This is a genomic window from Falsirhodobacter sp. 1013 (assembly GCF_051195255.1).
Lineage (GTDB): Bacteria > Pseudomonadota > Alphaproteobacteria > Rhodobacterales > Rhodobacteraceae > Falsirhodobacter.
This window is the reverse complement of the sequence record NZ_JBNJLK010000003.1, coordinates 116,412-132,123: the sequence shown is the minus strand read 5'-3', so window position 1 is coordinate 132,123 and position 15,712 is coordinate 116,412. Positions and strand designations below refer to the sequence as shown.

The window sequence follows — 15,712 nt, the reverse complement described above, 5'->3', positions numbered from 1 at the left end:
GCTGCGCGCCGTCGCAGGGGTGTGGGATGATCCGTTACGCACTGAAATGCCCGCAAGGGCACGGGTTTGAAAGCTGGTTCCAGTCAGCCGCGGCCTTTGACGCGCTGAAAGCGGCAGGCCATGTCGCTTGCCCCGAATGCGGCGATGCCAAGGTGGAAAAGTCGCTGATGGCCCCGTCAATTGGAACGGCCTCGAAGGCGCCGCCTTCCGACCGGGAAAAGGTCATCGCGGATCTGCGACGGCATGTGGAAGCGAATTCCGATTACGTCGGCATGAACTTCGCCGCCGAAGCCCGCCGGATGCACGACGGCGATGCCCCCTCGCGCTCCATTCACGGAGAGGCGCGGCTGGATGAGGCGCGCCAGCTGATCGAGGAGGGCATCCCCGTCGCCCCCCTTCCCTTCGTGCCGACGCGCCGCACGAATTGATCAGATCCAGTAAGGCGCCACGCCGTAATAGCCGTAGAAGGTCGTGGCCCAGTCGCGGTTATCCTGCCAGCCATCTGTGCGGGCGGGCGCGCCTTCCAGCTGATCTTTCGTCAGGTCGGTGATGAACCCGTTGCGTTCGGTGTCATAGCGCAGCTTCTGCCACGGCACGGGGTGATGGCCTTCCCCAAGGCCCAGAAAGCCGCCAAAGCCCAGCACGGCGTAGGCGACGGTTCCGCTTTTCTTGTCGATCATCAGGTGGTCGATCTGCCCCAGATGATCGCCGGTTGGGCTGTAGACGGCCGTGCCATTCACGTCACGGCTGGAAATGGTGGTGCTGGCCATGATGTCCTCCGTTGGTTGTCCAGATCAACCAAACGGCCCCCGCCCCGGTTCCCCTACGGCCCCAGCTTGTCGCGGCGGGCGCGGACGCGGACGCGCAAACCCTCGGGGGCGTAATCGACCTCCGACTCTCCATCTCCGGCCAAGCCCATGGACACGATGCGCGAGCCGAACCCCTTGCGGGAGGGCCGGGTGACGGTCGGGCCGCCCGTTTCGCTCCAGGACAGGCACACGTTCTCGCCCTCCAGCGTCCAGTCGATCCGCACCTGCCCTTCGGGCACCGAAAGCGCGCCGTATTTCATCGCGTTCGTGGTCAGCTCGTGCAGCAGCATCGAGGCGGTCATCGCCGCATCGGCCCCCAGCGCCACGCGCGGGCCAGTCGCCACCATCCGCTTGTCGCCGCCCGCCAACTGGATGGAGGCACCCACCACCGCAGCCAGATCCGTCGCCTGCCAGCGTTCATGCGCCAGGAGGTCATACGCCGCCCCGACCGCCACGAGACGTGAGGAGAAGCTTTTCAGCGCTTCCCGGTCCTGCCCGCCAAAGGTCTGCCGCGCGATGGCGGTGATCATGGCAAAGGTGTTCTTCAGCCGGTGGCCCAATTCGCGGTTCATGATGCGCCGGTCGTCCACCGCGCGCAGTTGCACGATCGTGGACTGGATGCGGTCGGCCACGTTACGGATGAAGGTGGCGTCGTGATCGCTCAGCGCGCGGGGCCAGTCGTAATGCACAAATCCCAGCAGAACGAGCCGTCCGTTCTGAAGGATAGGCACATTGATCAGAACGCGAACCCCGATGGCCGTCAGCGCCTTGGAGTGATGGGCCGTGCGCGAATCGGTCTGAACATCCGGGATGATAACCAGCTCCCCACGCTTCAGATCGTCGACAAAGGTGCCGTAATGCCGCAACTGGTGCAGCCCCGCCAACGAGGTGACGCCCGGCGCGCGCCATTCCGGATGCACCACCACCGCTTCCCGTTCCGGATCGACGATGCCGAACCCCGCGCGCGTGGCCCCAAGCGTTTCGGCCATGATGGCGGACCCCGCCTCCACCACCTCCTCCTGCGAGGTGAGGCCCTGCAGACGGTCGCCCAGCCGGATCAGCGCCGTCGCATGATCCGCCGACACGCGCAGCAGGGCATTTTGGGCCTCGATCTCGGCCATCCAGCGGCGGGCCCGTTCGCGCGCGCGGATCTGCGACACAACCTGTTCGGCCAGCGCCGACAGCGCCTGCGCCTGATCGGGGGTCAGCCCATCGGGGCGCGGGACCGTGTCGATCACGCACAGCGTGCCGATCGGAACGCCGTCCAGGATCAGCGGCGCCCCGGCGTAAAACCGCAGATGCGGGCTTTGGGTCACCAGCGTGTTGTGACGCGTCCGGGCATCCTGCGTCAGATCCGGGATCACCAGCAGGTTGCCCGCAACGACCGCGTGGAAGCATACCGACTGGTCCAGCGGCGTTTCCTGCGGATCAAAACCCGACCGCGCCTTGAACCATTGCCGGTCCTTGTGAACGAGGCTGATCAGCGACACGGGGGCCTGGCAAAGCGACCGCGCCACGATGACGATGTTGTCGAATTCCGGTTCGGCGGGCGTGTCCAGAATCCCGAGGGCGTTCAAGACGTCGAGGCGGTCCGTGACGCTGGGCAAAAATGGCAACTCCGCAAGGCAACAGGAACATTTCTTGCCCGGCTTCGTTGGCCCGACGCAAGCGAAAAAGGAAATGGCATGACGCTAGATAATCTGTTCCCACCCCTCGTCCATCCCCTTGGGGCGTGCGCCTGATGCGGTATTCCCTGCTGGCCGCGGCCGCCGTCGTCATCCTCATCCTGGTCTACGTCCTCTGATCTTGCGGCGCGGGGAACGGGCCGCTAACCCGGCAGCGTCCAGACAGGAGCTGCCGCAATGACCAACCGTCCCCGCCTTCGCGATCTTGGCATCATCCTCGGCCGCCACGCCCCCGGCCCCCTGAATGCGATCACGGACGTATCCGGGGTGTGGGTCGGCCATTCCACCGTGATCGAAGGCGACCGCATCCGCACCGGCGCGACGGCGATCCTTCCCCACGGCGGAAACCTGTTCCAGAACAAGGCACCCGCCGCGCTGGCCGTTCTGAACGGCTTCGGCAAGCTGGTCGGCGCCACCCAGATCCAAGAGCTGGGGGAGATCGAGGCCCCGATCCTGCTGACCAACACCCTTGCCACCGGCCGCGCGATCGAGGCGTCGCTAAACTGGACCCTGTCGCAGCCGGACAACGAACGCGTCACCTCGGTCAACGCCGTGGTGGGGGAAACGAATGACAGCCGCCTGAACGACATCCGCGCGGGGCGCCCCACGGTGGAGGAGATCACGGCCGCCCTGACCGCCGCCACGACCGGCCCGGTTCCGGAAGGCGCGGTGGGTGCGGGCACCGGAACCGTCGCCTTCGGCTTGAAGGGCGGCATCGGCACGTCGTCGCGCGTGGTGGAGGGGTGGACGATCGGCGTTCTGGTGCAAAGCAACTTCGGCGGATTGCTGAAGATCGACGGGCGGGCCGTCGCCTCGGACCCGAAACATGATCGCGACGGATCCATCATGATCGTGATCGCGACGGACGCGCCCTTGTCGGACCGCAACCTGCGGCGGCTGGCCGAACGCGCCTTCGGCGGACTAGCCCGCACGGGGGCGGCCCTGTCCAACGGCTCGGGCGATTACGCGCTGGCCTTTTCCACGGCCGAGGCGCTGCGCCGGACGCCCGAACGCCGCGCCGCCCTGACCGCTTGGCTGGAACTCTCGAATGACGCGATGTCGCCGCTGTTCGAAGCCACGATCGAGGCGACGGAGGAAGCGATCATCCACTCCCTCCTCGCCGCCGCAACGACCACCGGCTGGAACACGGCCGAGGCACGGGCGGCCACCATCCCCGCCTTGTCCGTGCCCCTGCCCTTTCTTCAGTCGTAATGCACCTTCAGCCCGCCGAAGGATTGGCTGACGGGCATCAGTTCCAGCGAGTTGACGTTCACATGGGGCGGCAGGTTGCCGATCCACCACATCGTTTCGGCCAGATCCTCGGACGTCAGGGGGTTCGCACCGGAATACAGCTTGTCATGCGCCTCGGCGCTGCCCTTGGTGCGGACCAGCGTGAACTCGCTGGTGGCCATGCCCGGCTCCAGCGACGTCACGCGCACGCCCTTGCCATGCAGGTCGGCGCGCAGGTTCAGGCTGAACTGCTTCACGAAGGCCTTGGTCGCGCCATAGACGTTGCCGCCCGCATAAGGCCAGCGTCCCGCGACGGAGGACAGGTTGATGATCCCGCCCCGCCGTTCGATCAGCGTGGGCAGCAGCGCCTGCGTGATGGCGACAAGGCCCTTGGTGTTCGTGTCGATCATGGTGAACCAGTCGTCCACTTCGACGTCCGGCACGGGGTTGATGCCCAAAGCCAGACCGGCGTTGTTGATCAGCAGGTCGATCCCGGCAAACTCGGCGGGCAAACGGCCGAGGGCGACGCGCATGGCCGCCACATCCGTCACGTCTAACACGACGCCGTGAAAGCCCGCGCCCAGCTCGTCCGACAACTCCTCCAGCCGTTCGGCGCGGCGGCCCGTGCCCACGACCTTCCAGCCGCCCGCGACGAAGCGGCGGGCCGTCTCACGGCCGAACCCGGCGGTGGCGCCCGTGATCAGAACGGTTTTCATCATGCTCTCCTTCTTGCGTCGGCGGCAGCGTAGGGTGGGGGTCCCGAAGCCGCAAAGCCTTTTTCGGGCCATGGGGGCTGTTGACAGGGTGCGCGGGCTGCCCCACTGATCCAGACGCGAAAGGTTTCCTTGCCAATGTCCGCCACATCCTCCGATCCCGCCTACGGCCAGGGCCTGTCCGACCGGCAGCGCCGCGTGGTCTTCGGCTTCCTCATGCTGTGCATGTTCATCTCCACGCTCGACAACCAGATCGTGTCGACCGCCCTGCCCACCATCATCCGCGAATTCGGCGGGATGGAGCGGTTCAGCTGGGTCGGTTCGGCCTATCTGCTGGCGACGGCCGCGATCATGCCGATCTATGGCAAGCTGGGCGATCTGTTCGGGCGCAAATACGTCATGATGACGGCGGTCGCGATCTTCGCGGCGGGCTCCCTCGCCTGCGCGGCGGCGGGGTCCATGAACCAGCTGATCGCGGCGCGCGTGCTGCAGGGCCTGGGCGGCGGCGGGATCATGGTGTCGATCTTCGCCATCAACAGCGACCTGTTCGAGCCGCGCGAACGTGCGAAATACCAAAGTTTCGCCAGCCTCGTCCTCATGGCGTCGGGCAGCATCGGGCCCACCGTGGGCGGCGTGCTGACCGATCACCTGGGCTGGCGGTCGATCTTCTTCGTGAACCTGCCCATTGCCCTGATCGCGCTGATTGGGCTTTACACGCTGCTCCCGCGCATCCGCCCCGACCGCCGCCCCGTCATCGACTGGGCGGGCGCCGCCACGCTGGCCGTGGCGATCACCGCGCTGGTCGTCTGGGCCGACAGCGGGCAGATCTTCGGTTCGTTCCGCGTACCGGCAGCGCTGGTGCCCCCGGTTGTCGCGATCATCGCCGCCCTCCTCTGGATCCAGATCGAGCGTCGGGCACCCGAGCCGATCCTGCCGCTGAGCCTGTTCCGCGACTCCGTTTATCCGCGCCTGCTGATCGTATCCATGACCTCGGGCGGGATTGCCATCGGGATGGTGAACTTCCACGCGCTGTTCCTGCAGATGACCACGGGCCTGTCGCCGGCCCATGCGGGCCTGTTCTTCATCGCCATCACCGGCGGGATCGCGACCGGATCGCTTGCGGCCGGGCGGCTGATCGCGCGCACCGGCGTCTACAAGCCCTTCCTGGTCACCGGAACCGCCGTCAGCGTCGTAATGCTGCTGCTGTTGTCGCGCATGGGCAGCGGCACCCCGCTGTGGGCCATCGCGCTGGTGCTGCTGGGCCAGGGCATCGCGATCGGGCTGGGCCAGCAGGCCCCCATCCTGGGCGTGCAGCTTTCGGCCCCGCGGCGGGATGTGGGCGCGGCCACGGGATCGGTTACGCTGACGCGGATGGGGGGTGCGGCCATCGCCATCTCCGTTTACGGGGCGGTGCTGGCGTCGGGCATGGATCCCCTGCAGCAGGCCACGCCCGAAGACTGGTCCCACGCCTTTTCCCGCGTCTATCTGGGCGCGGCGGCGATGGCGGTGGTTGGCCTGATCGCGGCCCTGTCGCTGCGCACCGTCCGCATGGATCAGGCGCCCGTGCGGGCCCCGCGCGACAGGTAACGCGCCAGCGTCGGCGCGGTCAGCACCACGAACAGGAACCGCCCGACCTGCATGGTCATCACGAAGGGCACGTCCACGTCCATGCCCGGAGAGGAGGCGATGATCGCCACCGTGTCCGCGCCGCCCGGGCTGGTCGCCAGAAGGGCGGTCAGAAGATCGATCCCCGCCACGATGTGCAGGACATAGCCGAAGGCCGCGCAGGCCGCGATCAGCGTCAGGATGGAGGCGAGCGTGCGCGGGAAGGCGCGTGCGGCGTGGCGCACCACCTCGGGGGTGAAGCGCAGGCCGACGCCGAAGCCGACCACGGCATAACACAGCGCCAGAAGCGCGGGCGGCAGCACCAGCGGCAGCCCAACGGCCTTCATCGTGACCCCGGCCAGCATCGACAGGACCAGCGGCCCGCCGGGAACCCGCACAAAGCGGCCCAGCACCACCACCCCGACCGCCACGGCCAGCGTCAGCGCCACCGGCCCCAAGGGCGTCGGTGGAAAGAAGTCATGCGCGGGGGCGGACGGGTCCAACCCCATCGTGCGCGCCAGGATCGTGGCCAGCAGCGCGCAGCAGGCGACCCGCAGATATTGCATGAAGGCCACCAGCCGCATGTCGGCGCCATGGGCTTCGGACATCAGGACCATGGCCGCCGCCGCCCCGGGGGAGGAGCCCCAGATCGCCGTCGTGCCGGGAAACAGCTTCGCCCGCGTCATGAAATAGCCAAGGATGCCCGCGGCCACGACGCTGAACAGGATGCCCGACACGAAGACGGGCCATTCGGTCCGCAACTCCCCCACCAGGTCCAGCGGAATGCTGGCGGCCATCATCAGACCGATGATGACCTGCGCGCCACGAAACGCCCCCTGCGGCACCCGCACCACACCGCCGCAGATCGCGAAAAAGATCGCGGACAGCATGGGGCCCAAAAGCAGGGCCGCGGGAAAACGCAGCATCTCGAACAGGATGACCGCCACGAAGGCCAAGGCGATCAGTCCCGCCCAGCGCCAAGGCGTGGGCCAGTGATCGAAGGTGATGCGGCCGTTCATCCGAGGATCCTTTTGTCATAAGCCCGTGGGCCGCCCCACCCGTTACGGCAGGGCGGCCCCGTCTTGTCAACCAAGACGGCCCGTCAGGCGGTCGTGGAAGGCGGCGCTGCGGGCGTCCAGCCCTTCGAAGGTCACCTCCGTCCCGTGCTCGGCATAGCGGGTGCGGATGGAATCCAGCGCCGCCACTGTTGAGGCGTCCCAGATCTGCGCCCGGCTCAGGTCGATGGTGACGCGGGCCGGATCGCCGGCGTAATCGAACTGCTCGAACAGGTCGTTGGAGGAGCCGAAGAAGAGCGGCCCCTCCACCTCGTACCGCGCGCCGTCCGAAAGGCGCCGGACGTCGATCACGTGGGCCACCCGGCGGGCGAAGAACATCACGGCCAGAACCACGCCGCCGATCACGCCGATGGCGAGGTTGTGGGTGACGACCGTCAGCACCACCGTGGCCGCCATGACCAAGGTTTCCGGCAGCGGCATCAGCCGCAGCGTCCCCGGCCGGACCGAGTGCCAGTCCATCGTCTGAACCGCCACCACCATCATGACGCCGGCCAGCGCCACCATCGGGATCCGCGCCATCACGGCCGACAGGCCCGTGACCAGCAGCAGAAGCACCAGCCCCGCCACGATCGTGGACACGCGGCTGCGCCCGCCCCCGATCTTCACGTTGACCACCGTCTGCCCGATCATCGCGCAGCCCGCGATCCCGCCATAAAAGCCCGCTGCGATGTTGGCGACGCCCAGCGCCCAGGACTCCTGCCCCTTGTGCGAACGCGTGTCCGTGATTTCGTCCACCAACTTGGCCGTCAGGAGCGATTCCAACAGGCCCACGAAGGCCACCGACAAGGCGGGTGCCCAGATGATCGCCAGCGTTTCCATGGTCAGGGGCACCGTCAGTTCGGTCAGGCCCGGAAGGCCCGGCGCCATCTCCCCTTCCCCGCCGACATTGGGGACATCGATGCCTGCGAAGACGGCGATGGCGGTGACCAGAACGATCGCCACCAGCGCCGAAGGCACGGCCGTGGTGACACGCGGCAGAACCAGCACGATCGCCAGCGTCAATGCCAGCAGCGCATAGACGGCGGGCGATCCGCCCAGGACGTGCGGCACCTGCGCCATGAAGATCAGGATGCCCAGCGCGTTCACGAAGCCGATCATCACCGAACGCGGGATGAAGCGCATCAGCCGCGCAAGTCCCGCCAGCCCGAAGGCGATCTGGATCGCGCCGGCCAGCAGGATCGTGGGCAGGATGTATCCGACGCCGTAACGGTGCACCATCGGGCCGATCACCAGCGCGATCGATCCGGCGGCCGCCGTCACCATAGCGGGGCGCCCGCCGATGACGGACATGATCAGGCACATCACCACCGATGCGACCAGCGCCGTCTTGGGATCCACGCCCGAGATGAACGAGAACGAGATCACCTCGGGCACAAGGGCCAGCGCGGTGACGATGCCCGCCAGCGTTTCCCGTGTCAGGATGGCGGGCGAGCGGAGAACGGACAGCGCCGACGGCGAGTCCTGGCCCCGGTGGGGGGCGGTTGCGGTCTGTGTCATGGGTCTTTCGAATCCTCTACGACAATGGCCCGGTCTGCCCTTGCGAGGGGTCGGCGTTCCTGCGACCATCGACCGGATGGGCCGCCGCACATGGGGGAAGCTGCCGGTCACGCAGATGCGATGATATGTCATCCCTGCGCGACGACAGAAAAATCTGTAACAATCGTATGGTTCTGGGAGGGACCATCATTTGGGAACGTGAAACATGACCGCATACCCACGCATCCGCGCAGGCATCCTGGCGCTGGCCGGCGTTCTGAACATTGCGGCCTTTCCGGCGGTCGCCCAAGGGCCCGCCGCGCCGGCCGCGCTTCAGGCGGGTGTGGTCACCCTTCATCGTGAGGCAGTCCCCGTTACCGTTCCGCTGACCGGCCAGGCCGCAGCCCGAAGCGAAGCGGAAATCCGTCCGCTGGTGGACGGAATCGTCACCGACATCCTTTATCAGCCGGGGGGCGAAGTAAAGATGGGCGCGCCCTTGTTCCGGATCGACCCCCGCAGCTATCAGGCCGAACTGGATTCGGCCCGCGCGGATCTGGAAAGTGCGCAGGCCGCCCTGCCCGCCGCGCAAGCCACTGTGAAACGCTATGAAGGACTGGTCGGCACCGGAGTCACGCAGGCCGATCTGGACACGGCCCGCGCCCAATTGCTGCAGGACCAGGCTGCCGTCAGCCGGGCCGAGGCGGCGGTGGACACCGCGCAGATCAACCTTGAACGCACCACCATCACCAGTCCGATCGACGGGGTGGCGGGCATTCCCGAAGCCTCCGTCGGCGATCTTGTCACCTCGGGGCAGACCGAGGGGTTGACCACCGTGACGGCGCTGAACCCGATCTACGTGGACCTTTCGGCCGCCAGTTCCCAGATGCTTCAGGCGCGCACCCGCATCGCCAATGGCGACATGGACCCGGGCGACCAGCTTCACATCTCCATCCGGCTGGAGAATGGGGAGGTGTATGACGGCACGGGCACCGTGATCGCCATTTCCTCCACCGTGTCCACCACGACCGGCACGATCCGCATCCGGGTGGAATTCGACAATCCCGACCGGCTGATCCTGCCCGGCATGTTCGTCCGCGCCTCGGTCACGCTGGGAACGGCGGATGCCTTCCTGATCCCGCAGCTGGCCGCCACGCTGGAACCCGACGGCACGATCAGCGTGTGGACGGTGGACGCCGAAGGCAAGGCCGCGCAGGCCAACGTCGTCCCCGTGGGCAGTAGCGACAACGCCTGGATCGTGACGCAGGGGCTGGACGATGCGCCGCAGGTCATTGTCGACAATCTGGAAGCCGTCAGCGCGGGCGCCACGATCACGCCGGTTCCGGTGCAGGTCGGCGCCGGTGGCATCATCGAAGCCGCGGCGAACTGATGGCCCGCTTCTTCATCCACCGTCCCGTCTTCGCCTGGGTCCTGGCCATCGTCACGATGCTGTTCGGCGTTCTGGGCATCACCACCCTGCCCATCTCGCAATACCCCGAGGTGTCGCCGCCCACGGTCCGCATCTCGGCCAGCTACACCGGCGCCTCGGCCGAAGCCGTGCAGAACTCCGTCACCACGGTGATCGAGGATGCGATGACCGGCCTTGACGGGCTTCTCTACATGACCTCCTCCTCCTCGCGGGGGAGTTCGTCGGTCACGATGGTCTTCGATGACAGCGTGGACGGCGACGACGCGCAGGTGGACGTGCAGAACCAGCTGCAACGCGTCACCAGCCAGCTGCCCGACGTGGTGCAGGACGATGGCGTGACGGTGCGCCAGTCCACCACTTCGATCCTGATGGTGGGCGCGCTGGTGTCGCGGGACAACACCTACAACGCGCTGCAACTGGCCGACATGCTGGAAGAAACCGTCGAAGGCCCCGTGCAGCGGACGCCCGGCGTGTCGGGGATCAACGTCTTCGGGTCGGGCTATGCGATGCGGGTCTGGCTGGATCCCGACCGGCTGGTGCAATACCAGCTGACGCCGGCCGACGTGACCAGTGCCGTGTCGGCGCAGAACAGCACCGTCACGGTCGGGTCGCTGGGCGACCAGCCCGTGAACGACGGCCAGCAGTTCACCGCCGAGATCACGGCCCAAAGCCAGCTGACCACGGTGGACGAATTCCGCAACATCCTGCTGAAGACCGGCGAGGATGGCGCCGCCGTCCGTCTGGGCGACGTGGCGCGGGTAGAGATCGGGCAAGAGGAATACGGCCGCGACAGCCGCTTCAGCGGGTCGAACGCGGCGGGCTTCGGGGTGAACCTGCAAACGGGCGCGAACGCGGTGGAAACCGCCGCCGCCGTTCGCGCCACGCTGGAAGGTCTGGCCAACGCCTTCCCCGAGGGCGTGGAGATCGCCTATGCCTACGACACCTCCCCCTTCGTGGAACTGTCGATCGAAAAGGTCGAACACACGCTGATCGAAGCCATCGTGCTGGTCTTCATCGTGATGTTCGTCTTCCTGCAGAACTGGCGCGCCACGCTGATCCCGACGCTGGCCGTGCCGGTGGTGCTTCTGGGCACCTTCGGCGTGCTGTCGGTGCTGGGCTATTCCATCAACACGCTGACCATGTTCGCGATGGTGCTGGCCATCGGCCTTCTGGTCGACGACGCCATCGTGGTCGTGGAAAACGTCGAACGCGTGATGGAGGAGGATGGCCTTGGCCCGGTGGAGGCGACAGAGAAATCCATGGGCCAGATCACCAGCGCGCTGGTGGGCATCGGCCTGATCCTGTCGGTGGTGTTCCTGCCGATGGCCTTCTTCGGCGGGTCCACGGGCATCATCTACCGCCAGTTCTCCATCACCATCATCTCGGCCATGGTGCTGTCGGTGCTGGTGGCGCTGATCCTGACGCCCGCCTTGTGCGCCACCCTTCTGAAGCCGCGCAAGCATGGCGAGGGGATCGCCCCCGCCCGCTGGTTCAACCGCAACTTCGACCGCTTCACCCACGGCTATGTCGGCATCAACCGCCGCCTTCTGCGCCGTCCCTTCCTTGCGCTGGCGGGGCTGGTGGCGGTGGTGGGCCTGATCTGGGTCATGTTCACGAACATCCCGTCCTCCTTCCTTCCGCAAGAGGATCAGGGATCGCTGATGGTGCGCGTGCGCCTGCCCGACGGATCGACCAGCGCCCAGACCAACGCCATCATGAAAACCGCCGAGGACTACCTGCTGAACGAGGAAGGCGACGCCATCGCCAGCACCTTCGCCGCCCTTGGCTTCGGCTTTGGCGGCAATTCGCAGAACAGCGGCATGATCTTCGTCAGGATGAAGGAGTTCGACCTTCGGGCCGGCAATGCCGATCTTGGGGCTGCGGCCGTTTCGCAACGCGCCAACGCGCATTTCCGCAAGACGCTGCGGGGCGGCACCGTTCAGGTCATGCAACCCCCGGCCATTCCGGGCATGGGCAACAGCGCCGGCTTTTCCATGTACCTGATCGACCAGTCCGGTCAGGGGCTGGCCGCCTTGCGCAAAGCCGCGAACACGCTGGTCGCCAATGCCGAAGCCGACGGCCAGGTCACCAACCTTCAGGGGAACGAGGATCAGGACAAGACCGCCATGCGCATCGACATCGACGCGCAGAAGGCCGAAAGCTACGGGCTGACGCTGACGGACGTGAACGCCATGCTCAGCGTCATCTTCTCGGGGCGCAACGTCAACGACTTCGAGATGGGGAGCGAACTTCGCCCCGTGATCGTGCAGGGCGACGCCCCGTTCCGCATGCAGCCCGACGACGTGCACCGCTGGCACGCCCGCAACGCGGACGGAGAGATGGTGCCCTTCCCGTCCTTCGCCTCGCTCAGCTGGGAAACGGTGCCCGCCTCGCTGTCCCGCTATGGCGGCAGTTCCGCGATCCAGATCCAGGGCGCGCCGGTGCCGGGCGTGTCGTCCGGCGAGGCGATGACCCGGATGGAGGAACTGGTGGCCGAACTTCCCGGCGGCTACGGTTCCGCCTGGACGGGGCTTTCGTATCAGGAACGGCTGTCGGGGTCGCAGGCGCCGTTCCTGTACGCCATTTCCGTGCTGGTGGTGTTCCTGTGCTTGGCCGCGCTGTATGAAAGCTGGACGATCCCGATCTCCGTCATGCTGGCGGTGCCGGTGGGGGTTCTGGGCGCGTTGGGGGCGGCCCTGCTGATGGGGCAATCCAACGACGTCTACTTCAAGGTGGGCCTGCTGACGACCATCGGGCTTGCGGCAAAGAACGCCATCCTGATCGTGGAATTCGCGGTCGACCTGCAAAAGCAGGGCAAGGGGCTGGTGGAGGCGACGCTGGAAGCCGCCCGTCAGCGCCTGCGCCCGATCCTGATGACCTCGTTCGCGTTCATTCTGGGCGTGGTGCCGCTGGCCACCGCCACCGGGGCCGGCGCCGGGGCGCAGAACGCCATCGGCATCGGGGTGCTGGGGGGCATGACCTCGGCCACCGTGCTGGGCATCTTCCTCGTGCCCGCCTTCTTTGTCTGCATCCGCCGAATTTCGACCCGCAAAGGAAAACCGCAATGACCCGCCCCCTTCTTGTTCTGCTGATGCTGTCCACGGCGGGCTGCGCGGTCGGCCCGGATTATATCGCGCCGCAGATCCAGATGACCTCCACCTTCGCCGAAGGCAGCGCGGGACCGATCGGGGAAGTGGCGTCGCGGCGCTGGTGGACCGGTTACAGCGATCCGGTGCTGAACGATCTGGTGGCGCGCGGGCTGGGGCAGAACCTGAACCTCGCGGCCTCGAACGAGCGGATCGCGGCGGCGAACGCGGCCCTGCGCCAGACGGGCCTGTCGGCCGCCGTGAACGGCAGCGCCACCTTCAGCAGCGACCGCAGCGGCAGCGACATCCAGCCCGTGACCACCCAGTCCGGCACCACCCTGAACGCCGAATTCGTGATCGACCTGTTCGGCGGCGTGCGCCGGGCCCGTCAGGCGGCGCTGGCCAATCTGGGCGCGGCAGAGGCCGATGTGGGCGTGACGCGGCTGGCCTACCTGACCTCCATCCTCGGGGCCTATATCGACGCGCGCTATTACCAGAACGCGCTGGAACTGACGCGCAAGACCATCGCCAGCCGCCAGCGCACGCTGGAGATCACGCAGAACCAGCGCGCCTCGGGCGCCGCGACGGAGCTGGACGAGGTTCAGGTCCAGGCCCTTCTGGACAGCGCGCAGGCCGATCTGCCGGGGCTGGAGGCGAACTTCCTGTCCAACGTCTATGCCGTGGCCACGCTTCTGGCCGAACCCGCACAGCCCTTGGTGGCGCGGATGCAGCGGGGTGCGCCCCAACCCTATCCGCGCGATTCCGTCGGCATCGGCATCCCGGCCGATCTGGTGCGCAACCGCCCCGACGTGCGGCAGGCCGAACGGCAGTTCGCGCAAGCCGTGGCGCAGGTCGGCGTGGCCACGGCGCAGCTTTACCCCTCGGTCACGCTGTCAGGCTCCGTGTCCGAAGGCGGCAACAACAACTGGAGCTTCGGGCCTTCAATCGCGCAGGCGATCCTGAACCAGCCGCAGCTGCGCGCGGCGCGACAGGAAGCCGCGTCCGAGGCGCGCCAGTCCGAGATCGCGTGGCGCCAGACCGTTTTGGACGCGGTGGAGGATGTGCAATCGGCCAACAGCACCTTCCGCCGCGACGGGCGGCGCGTGGCGCTTCTGAACCGGTCGGTGAATTCCTACCAGCGGGCGCTGGACCTGTCACAACAGAACTTCGAGGCCGGGGCCCTGTCGCTGCTGGACCTTCTGGACACGGACCGGTCGCTGGCCTCGGCGCGGCTCAGCCTCGCCTCGGCGCTGCGGGATCAGGCGGTGGATTGGGCGACCTTGCAGATCGCGCTGGGGGCCGGCGCCTATCCGGCCCCCTGATCACTTCGGCATCGCGCCGCAGAACCCGCCCGAGGTCGGCAGCCCCGACCCGAAGGCCAGCGCCGCCGGCGCGTGATAAGGGTTCGGCGGCGCGCCCGTGGCGTCCAGCGCCACGACGCCCAGAATGAAGGCCAGTGCGAGGCCCGCCGTCAGGTGCCGCGTCATGCCCGACCCTCCAGCCCCAGAAGCGGGCGCAGGCGGACGCCCACCATGCTGCCCGCGAAACCGGCCACGAACCACGCCCAGCCGTGCAGACTGCCGGTGGAGATGCCGGAGAAGAACGCCCCCACGTTGCAGCCGAAGGCAAGGCGCGAGGAGTAGCCGAGCAGCAGCCCCGCCACCACCGTCGCGATCCACGCGCGGGCCGGCAGCTTCGGCAAGGGCTGCGACAGCCCGCCCCGCTTCCACGCCGCGATCAGGAACGCCCCGCCGATGATCCCGAAGTTGGTGAGCGAGGTGATGTCGGTCAGCACGCTTTGCCCCACGCGGGCCGCGTTGCCCGGTGCCGACCAGAAGGCGGAACCCGACAGGTCCGCGCCCAGCGCCGTTGCCCCCTTGGCCACCCACAGCCCCAGACCGTAGACGACGCCCCAGGGCTGCCCGGCCACGGCGAGGTTCGCCAGCGCCAGCGCCGCCAGCAGCGCCGCCGCCACGATCAGCCGCGCCGGAACGCGGCGGGTGCCGGGCGCGGCGACAGCCAGCGCCACGACCGCCACCAGCGCCAGCAGCCCCAGCGTGACGGCCAGCCCGAAGGTCCCGTGCAGCACCAGGATCGGCAACGATCCAAGGTCCGTCCACCAGACAAGGTTCAGCGCGCCGAAGAAGCTGCCGATGCAGAAGAAGGGCAGCGCCAGAAGGCTGACGGGGTTGCCGCTGCCCGCGTTCACCAGCGTGCCCGACCCGCAGCCCAGCACGATCTGCATGGCCGCGCCGAAAACGAAGGCCCCGCCCACCATGGCAAAGCCGATGGGCGCCTGCGCGCCCGAAAGTTCGGCGCCATGCGTGCTCAGCATCGGAAAGGCCACGATCGCCACAAGGGCGATGGCCAGAAGCTGCGCCAGAAGGCCCGCAGGCTCCCTCCGCAGGATCATCGCGCGCCACGGGCCGGCAAAGCCGAAGCGCAGCCCTTCCAGCACAAAGCCGATGCCAAGGCCGATGGCCAGCAACAGCCCGTAGCGCACGCCCCCGGCCAGCGTCACCGCCGCCACGGCCCCCAGCGCACCCAGAACCAGAAGCCCCCGTTTCGCACCCACGCCCACAGGCGCGGCAGCCGTCATCGCCGTC

Annotated in this window: 13 protein-coding genes; 6 read left to right on the top strand and 7 right to left on the bottom strand. The window is 67.6% G+C overall.

Annotated elements, in window-relative coordinates; genetic code table 11:
* Positions 1 to 26 precede the first annotated feature (26 nt).
* Positions 27 to 428 (top strand): DUF1178 family protein, encoded by a 402-nt coding sequence (locus tag ACSHZY_RS06920; RefSeq protein ID WP_435167298.1) that lies wholly within the window; start codon positions 27 to 29, stop codon positions 426 to 428.
* On the opposite strand, the gene ACSHZY_RS06915 is transcribed toward ACSHZY_RS06920, so the two are convergent.
* Together ACSHZY_RS06915 and ACSHZY_RS06910 are read right to left on the bottom strand one after the other, a co-directional pair.
* Complete coding sequence (locus ACSHZY_RS06915) at positions 429 to 770, bottom strand: PRC-barrel domain-containing protein (protein ID WP_435167295.1); 342 nt, start codon at positions 768 to 770, stop codon at positions 429 to 431.
* 53 nt (positions 771 to 823) lie between these two features.
* A complete protein-coding gene (locus ACSHZY_RS06910; protein ID WP_435167292.1) occupies positions 824 to 2,416 on the bottom strand; it encodes a GAF domain-containing protein in 1,593 nt (530 codons plus the stop codon).
* Between the two features lie 255 nt (positions 2,417 to 2,671).
* On the opposite strand from ACSHZY_RS06910, the gene ACSHZY_RS06905 reads away from it, so the two are divergent.
* A complete protein-coding gene (locus ACSHZY_RS06905; RefSeq protein ID WP_435167289.1) occupies positions 2,672 to 3,706 on the top strand; it encodes a P1 family peptidase in 1,035 nt (344 codons plus the stop codon).
* Here the strand turns inward: ACSHZY_RS06905 and ACSHZY_RS06900 are convergent.
* Positions 3,697 to 4,440 (bottom strand): SDR family NAD(P)-dependent oxidoreductase, encoded by a 744-nt coding sequence (locus ACSHZY_RS06900; protein ID WP_435167286.1) that lies wholly within the window; start codon positions 4,438 to 4,440, stop codon positions 3,697 to 3,699. The two genes, ACSHZY_RS06905 and ACSHZY_RS06900, sit on opposite strands and share 10 nt — an antisense overlap.
* Before the next feature lie 135 nt (positions 4,441 to 4,575).
* Here ACSHZY_RS06900 and ACSHZY_RS06895 point away from each other — a divergent pair, with 135 nt between their 5' ends.
* On the top strand, positions 4,576 to 6,024 hold the full coding sequence (locus ACSHZY_RS06895; RefSeq protein WP_435167283.1) for an MDR family MFS transporter: 1,449 nt from the start codon (positions 4,576 to 4,578) through the stop codon (positions 6,022 to 6,024).
* Here ACSHZY_RS06895 and ACSHZY_RS06890 read toward each other — a convergent pair.
* A complete protein-coding gene (locus ACSHZY_RS06890) occupies positions 5,991 to 7,061 on the bottom strand; it encodes an AbrB family transcriptional regulator (protein ID WP_435167280.1) in 1,071 nt (356 codons plus the stop codon). The two genes, ACSHZY_RS06895 and ACSHZY_RS06890, sit on opposite strands and share 34 nt — an antisense overlap.
* Before the next feature lie 66 nt (positions 7,062 to 7,127).
* Positions 7,128 to 8,615, bottom strand: a complete 1,488-nt coding sequence (locus ACSHZY_RS06885) for a SulP family inorganic anion transporter (RefSeq protein ID WP_435167277.1) — start codon at positions 8,613 to 8,615, stop codon at positions 7,128 to 7,130.
* A 205-nt stretch (positions 8,616 to 8,820) separates the two neighbouring features.
* On the opposite strand from ACSHZY_RS06885, the gene ACSHZY_RS06880 reads away from it, so the two are divergent.
* The 3 genes from ACSHZY_RS06880 to ACSHZY_RS06870 are packed head-to-tail and all read left to right on the top strand — an operon-like array spanning position 8,821 to position 14,428.
* On the top strand, positions 8,821 to 9,981 hold the full coding sequence (locus ACSHZY_RS06880) for an efflux RND transporter periplasmic adaptor subunit (RefSeq protein WP_435167275.1): 1,161 nt from the start codon (positions 8,821 to 8,823) through the stop codon (positions 9,979 to 9,981).
* Positions 9,981 to 13,088, top strand: coding sequence for a multidrug efflux RND transporter permease subunit (locus ACSHZY_RS06875; RefSeq protein ID WP_435167272.1), 3,108 nt, complete (start codon positions 9,981 to 9,983; stop codon positions 13,086 to 13,088). Before ACSHZY_RS06880 ends, ACSHZY_RS06875 begins: the two co-directional genes overlap by 1 nt.
* On the top strand, positions 13,085 to 14,428 hold the full coding sequence (locus ACSHZY_RS06870; protein ID WP_435167269.1) for an efflux transporter outer membrane subunit: 1,344 nt from the start codon (positions 13,085 to 13,087) through the stop codon (positions 14,426 to 14,428). Before ACSHZY_RS06875 ends, ACSHZY_RS06870 begins: the two co-directional genes overlap by 4 nt.
* On the opposite strand, the gene ACSHZY_RS06865 is transcribed toward ACSHZY_RS06870, so the two are convergent.
* Together ACSHZY_RS06865 and ACSHZY_RS06860 are read right to left on the bottom strand one after the other, a co-directional pair.
* A complete protein-coding gene (locus ACSHZY_RS06865) occupies positions 14,429 to 14,593 on the bottom strand; it encodes a hypothetical protein (RefSeq protein ID WP_435167266.1) in 165 nt (54 codons plus the stop codon).
* Positions 14,590 to 15,705, bottom strand: a complete 1,116-nt coding sequence (locus ACSHZY_RS06860) for a YeeE/YedE thiosulfate transporter family protein (RefSeq protein ID WP_435167865.1) — start codon at positions 15,703 to 15,705, stop codon at positions 14,590 to 14,592. The genes ACSHZY_RS06865 and ACSHZY_RS06860 overlap by 4 nt, the downstream gene beginning before the upstream one ends.
* Positions 15,706 to 15,712 lie beyond the last annotated feature (7 nt).

Excerpts from the sequence above, each read along its gene's own strand:
- ACSHZY_RS06920 (WP_435167298.1), top strand. The coding sequence starts at position 27 with ATGATCCGTTACGCACTGAAATGCCCGCAAGGGCACGGGTTTGAAAGC.
- ACSHZY_RS06915 (WP_435167295.1), bottom strand. The coding sequence starts at position 770 with ATGGCCAGCACCACCATTTCCAGCCGTGACGTGAATGGCACGGCCGTC.
- ACSHZY_RS06895 (WP_435167283.1), top strand. The coding sequence starts at position 4,576 with ATGTCCGCCACATCCTCCGATCCCGCCTACGGCCAGGGCCTGTCCGAC.
- ACSHZY_RS06900 (WP_435167286.1), bottom strand. The coding sequence starts at position 4,440 with ATGAAAACCGTTCTGATCACGGGCGCCACCGCCGGGTTCGGCCGTGAG.
- ACSHZY_RS06875 (WP_435167272.1), top strand. The coding sequence starts at position 9,981 with ATGGCCCGCTTCTTCATCCACCGTCCCGTCTTCGCCTGGGTCCTGGCC.
- ACSHZY_RS06860 (WP_435167865.1), bottom strand. The coding sequence starts at position 15,705 with ATGACGGCTGCCGCGCCTGTGGGCGTGGGTGCGAAACGGGGGCTTCTG.
- ACSHZY_RS06905 (WP_435167289.1), top strand. The coding sequence starts at position 2,672 with ATGACCAACCGTCCCCGCCTTCGCGATCTTGGCATCATCCTCGGCCGC.
- ACSHZY_RS06880 (WP_435167275.1), top strand. The coding sequence starts at position 8,821 with ATGACCGCATACCCACGCATCCGCGCAGGCATCCTGGCGCTGGCCGGC.
- ACSHZY_RS06870 (WP_435167269.1), top strand. The coding sequence starts at position 13,085 with ATGACCCGCCCCCTTCTTGTTCTGCTGATGCTGTCCACGGCGGGCTGC.
- ACSHZY_RS06890 (WP_435167280.1), bottom strand. The coding sequence starts at position 7,061 with ATGAACGGCCGCATCACCTTCGATCACTGGCCCACGCCTTGGCGCTGG.
- ACSHZY_RS06865 (WP_435167266.1), bottom strand. The coding sequence starts at position 14,593 with ATGACGCGGCACCTGACGGCGGGCCTCGCACTGGCCTTCATTCTGGGC.
- ACSHZY_RS06885 (WP_435167277.1), bottom strand. The coding sequence starts at position 8,615 with ATGACACAGACCGCAACCGCCCCCCACCGGGGCCAGGACTCGCCGTCG.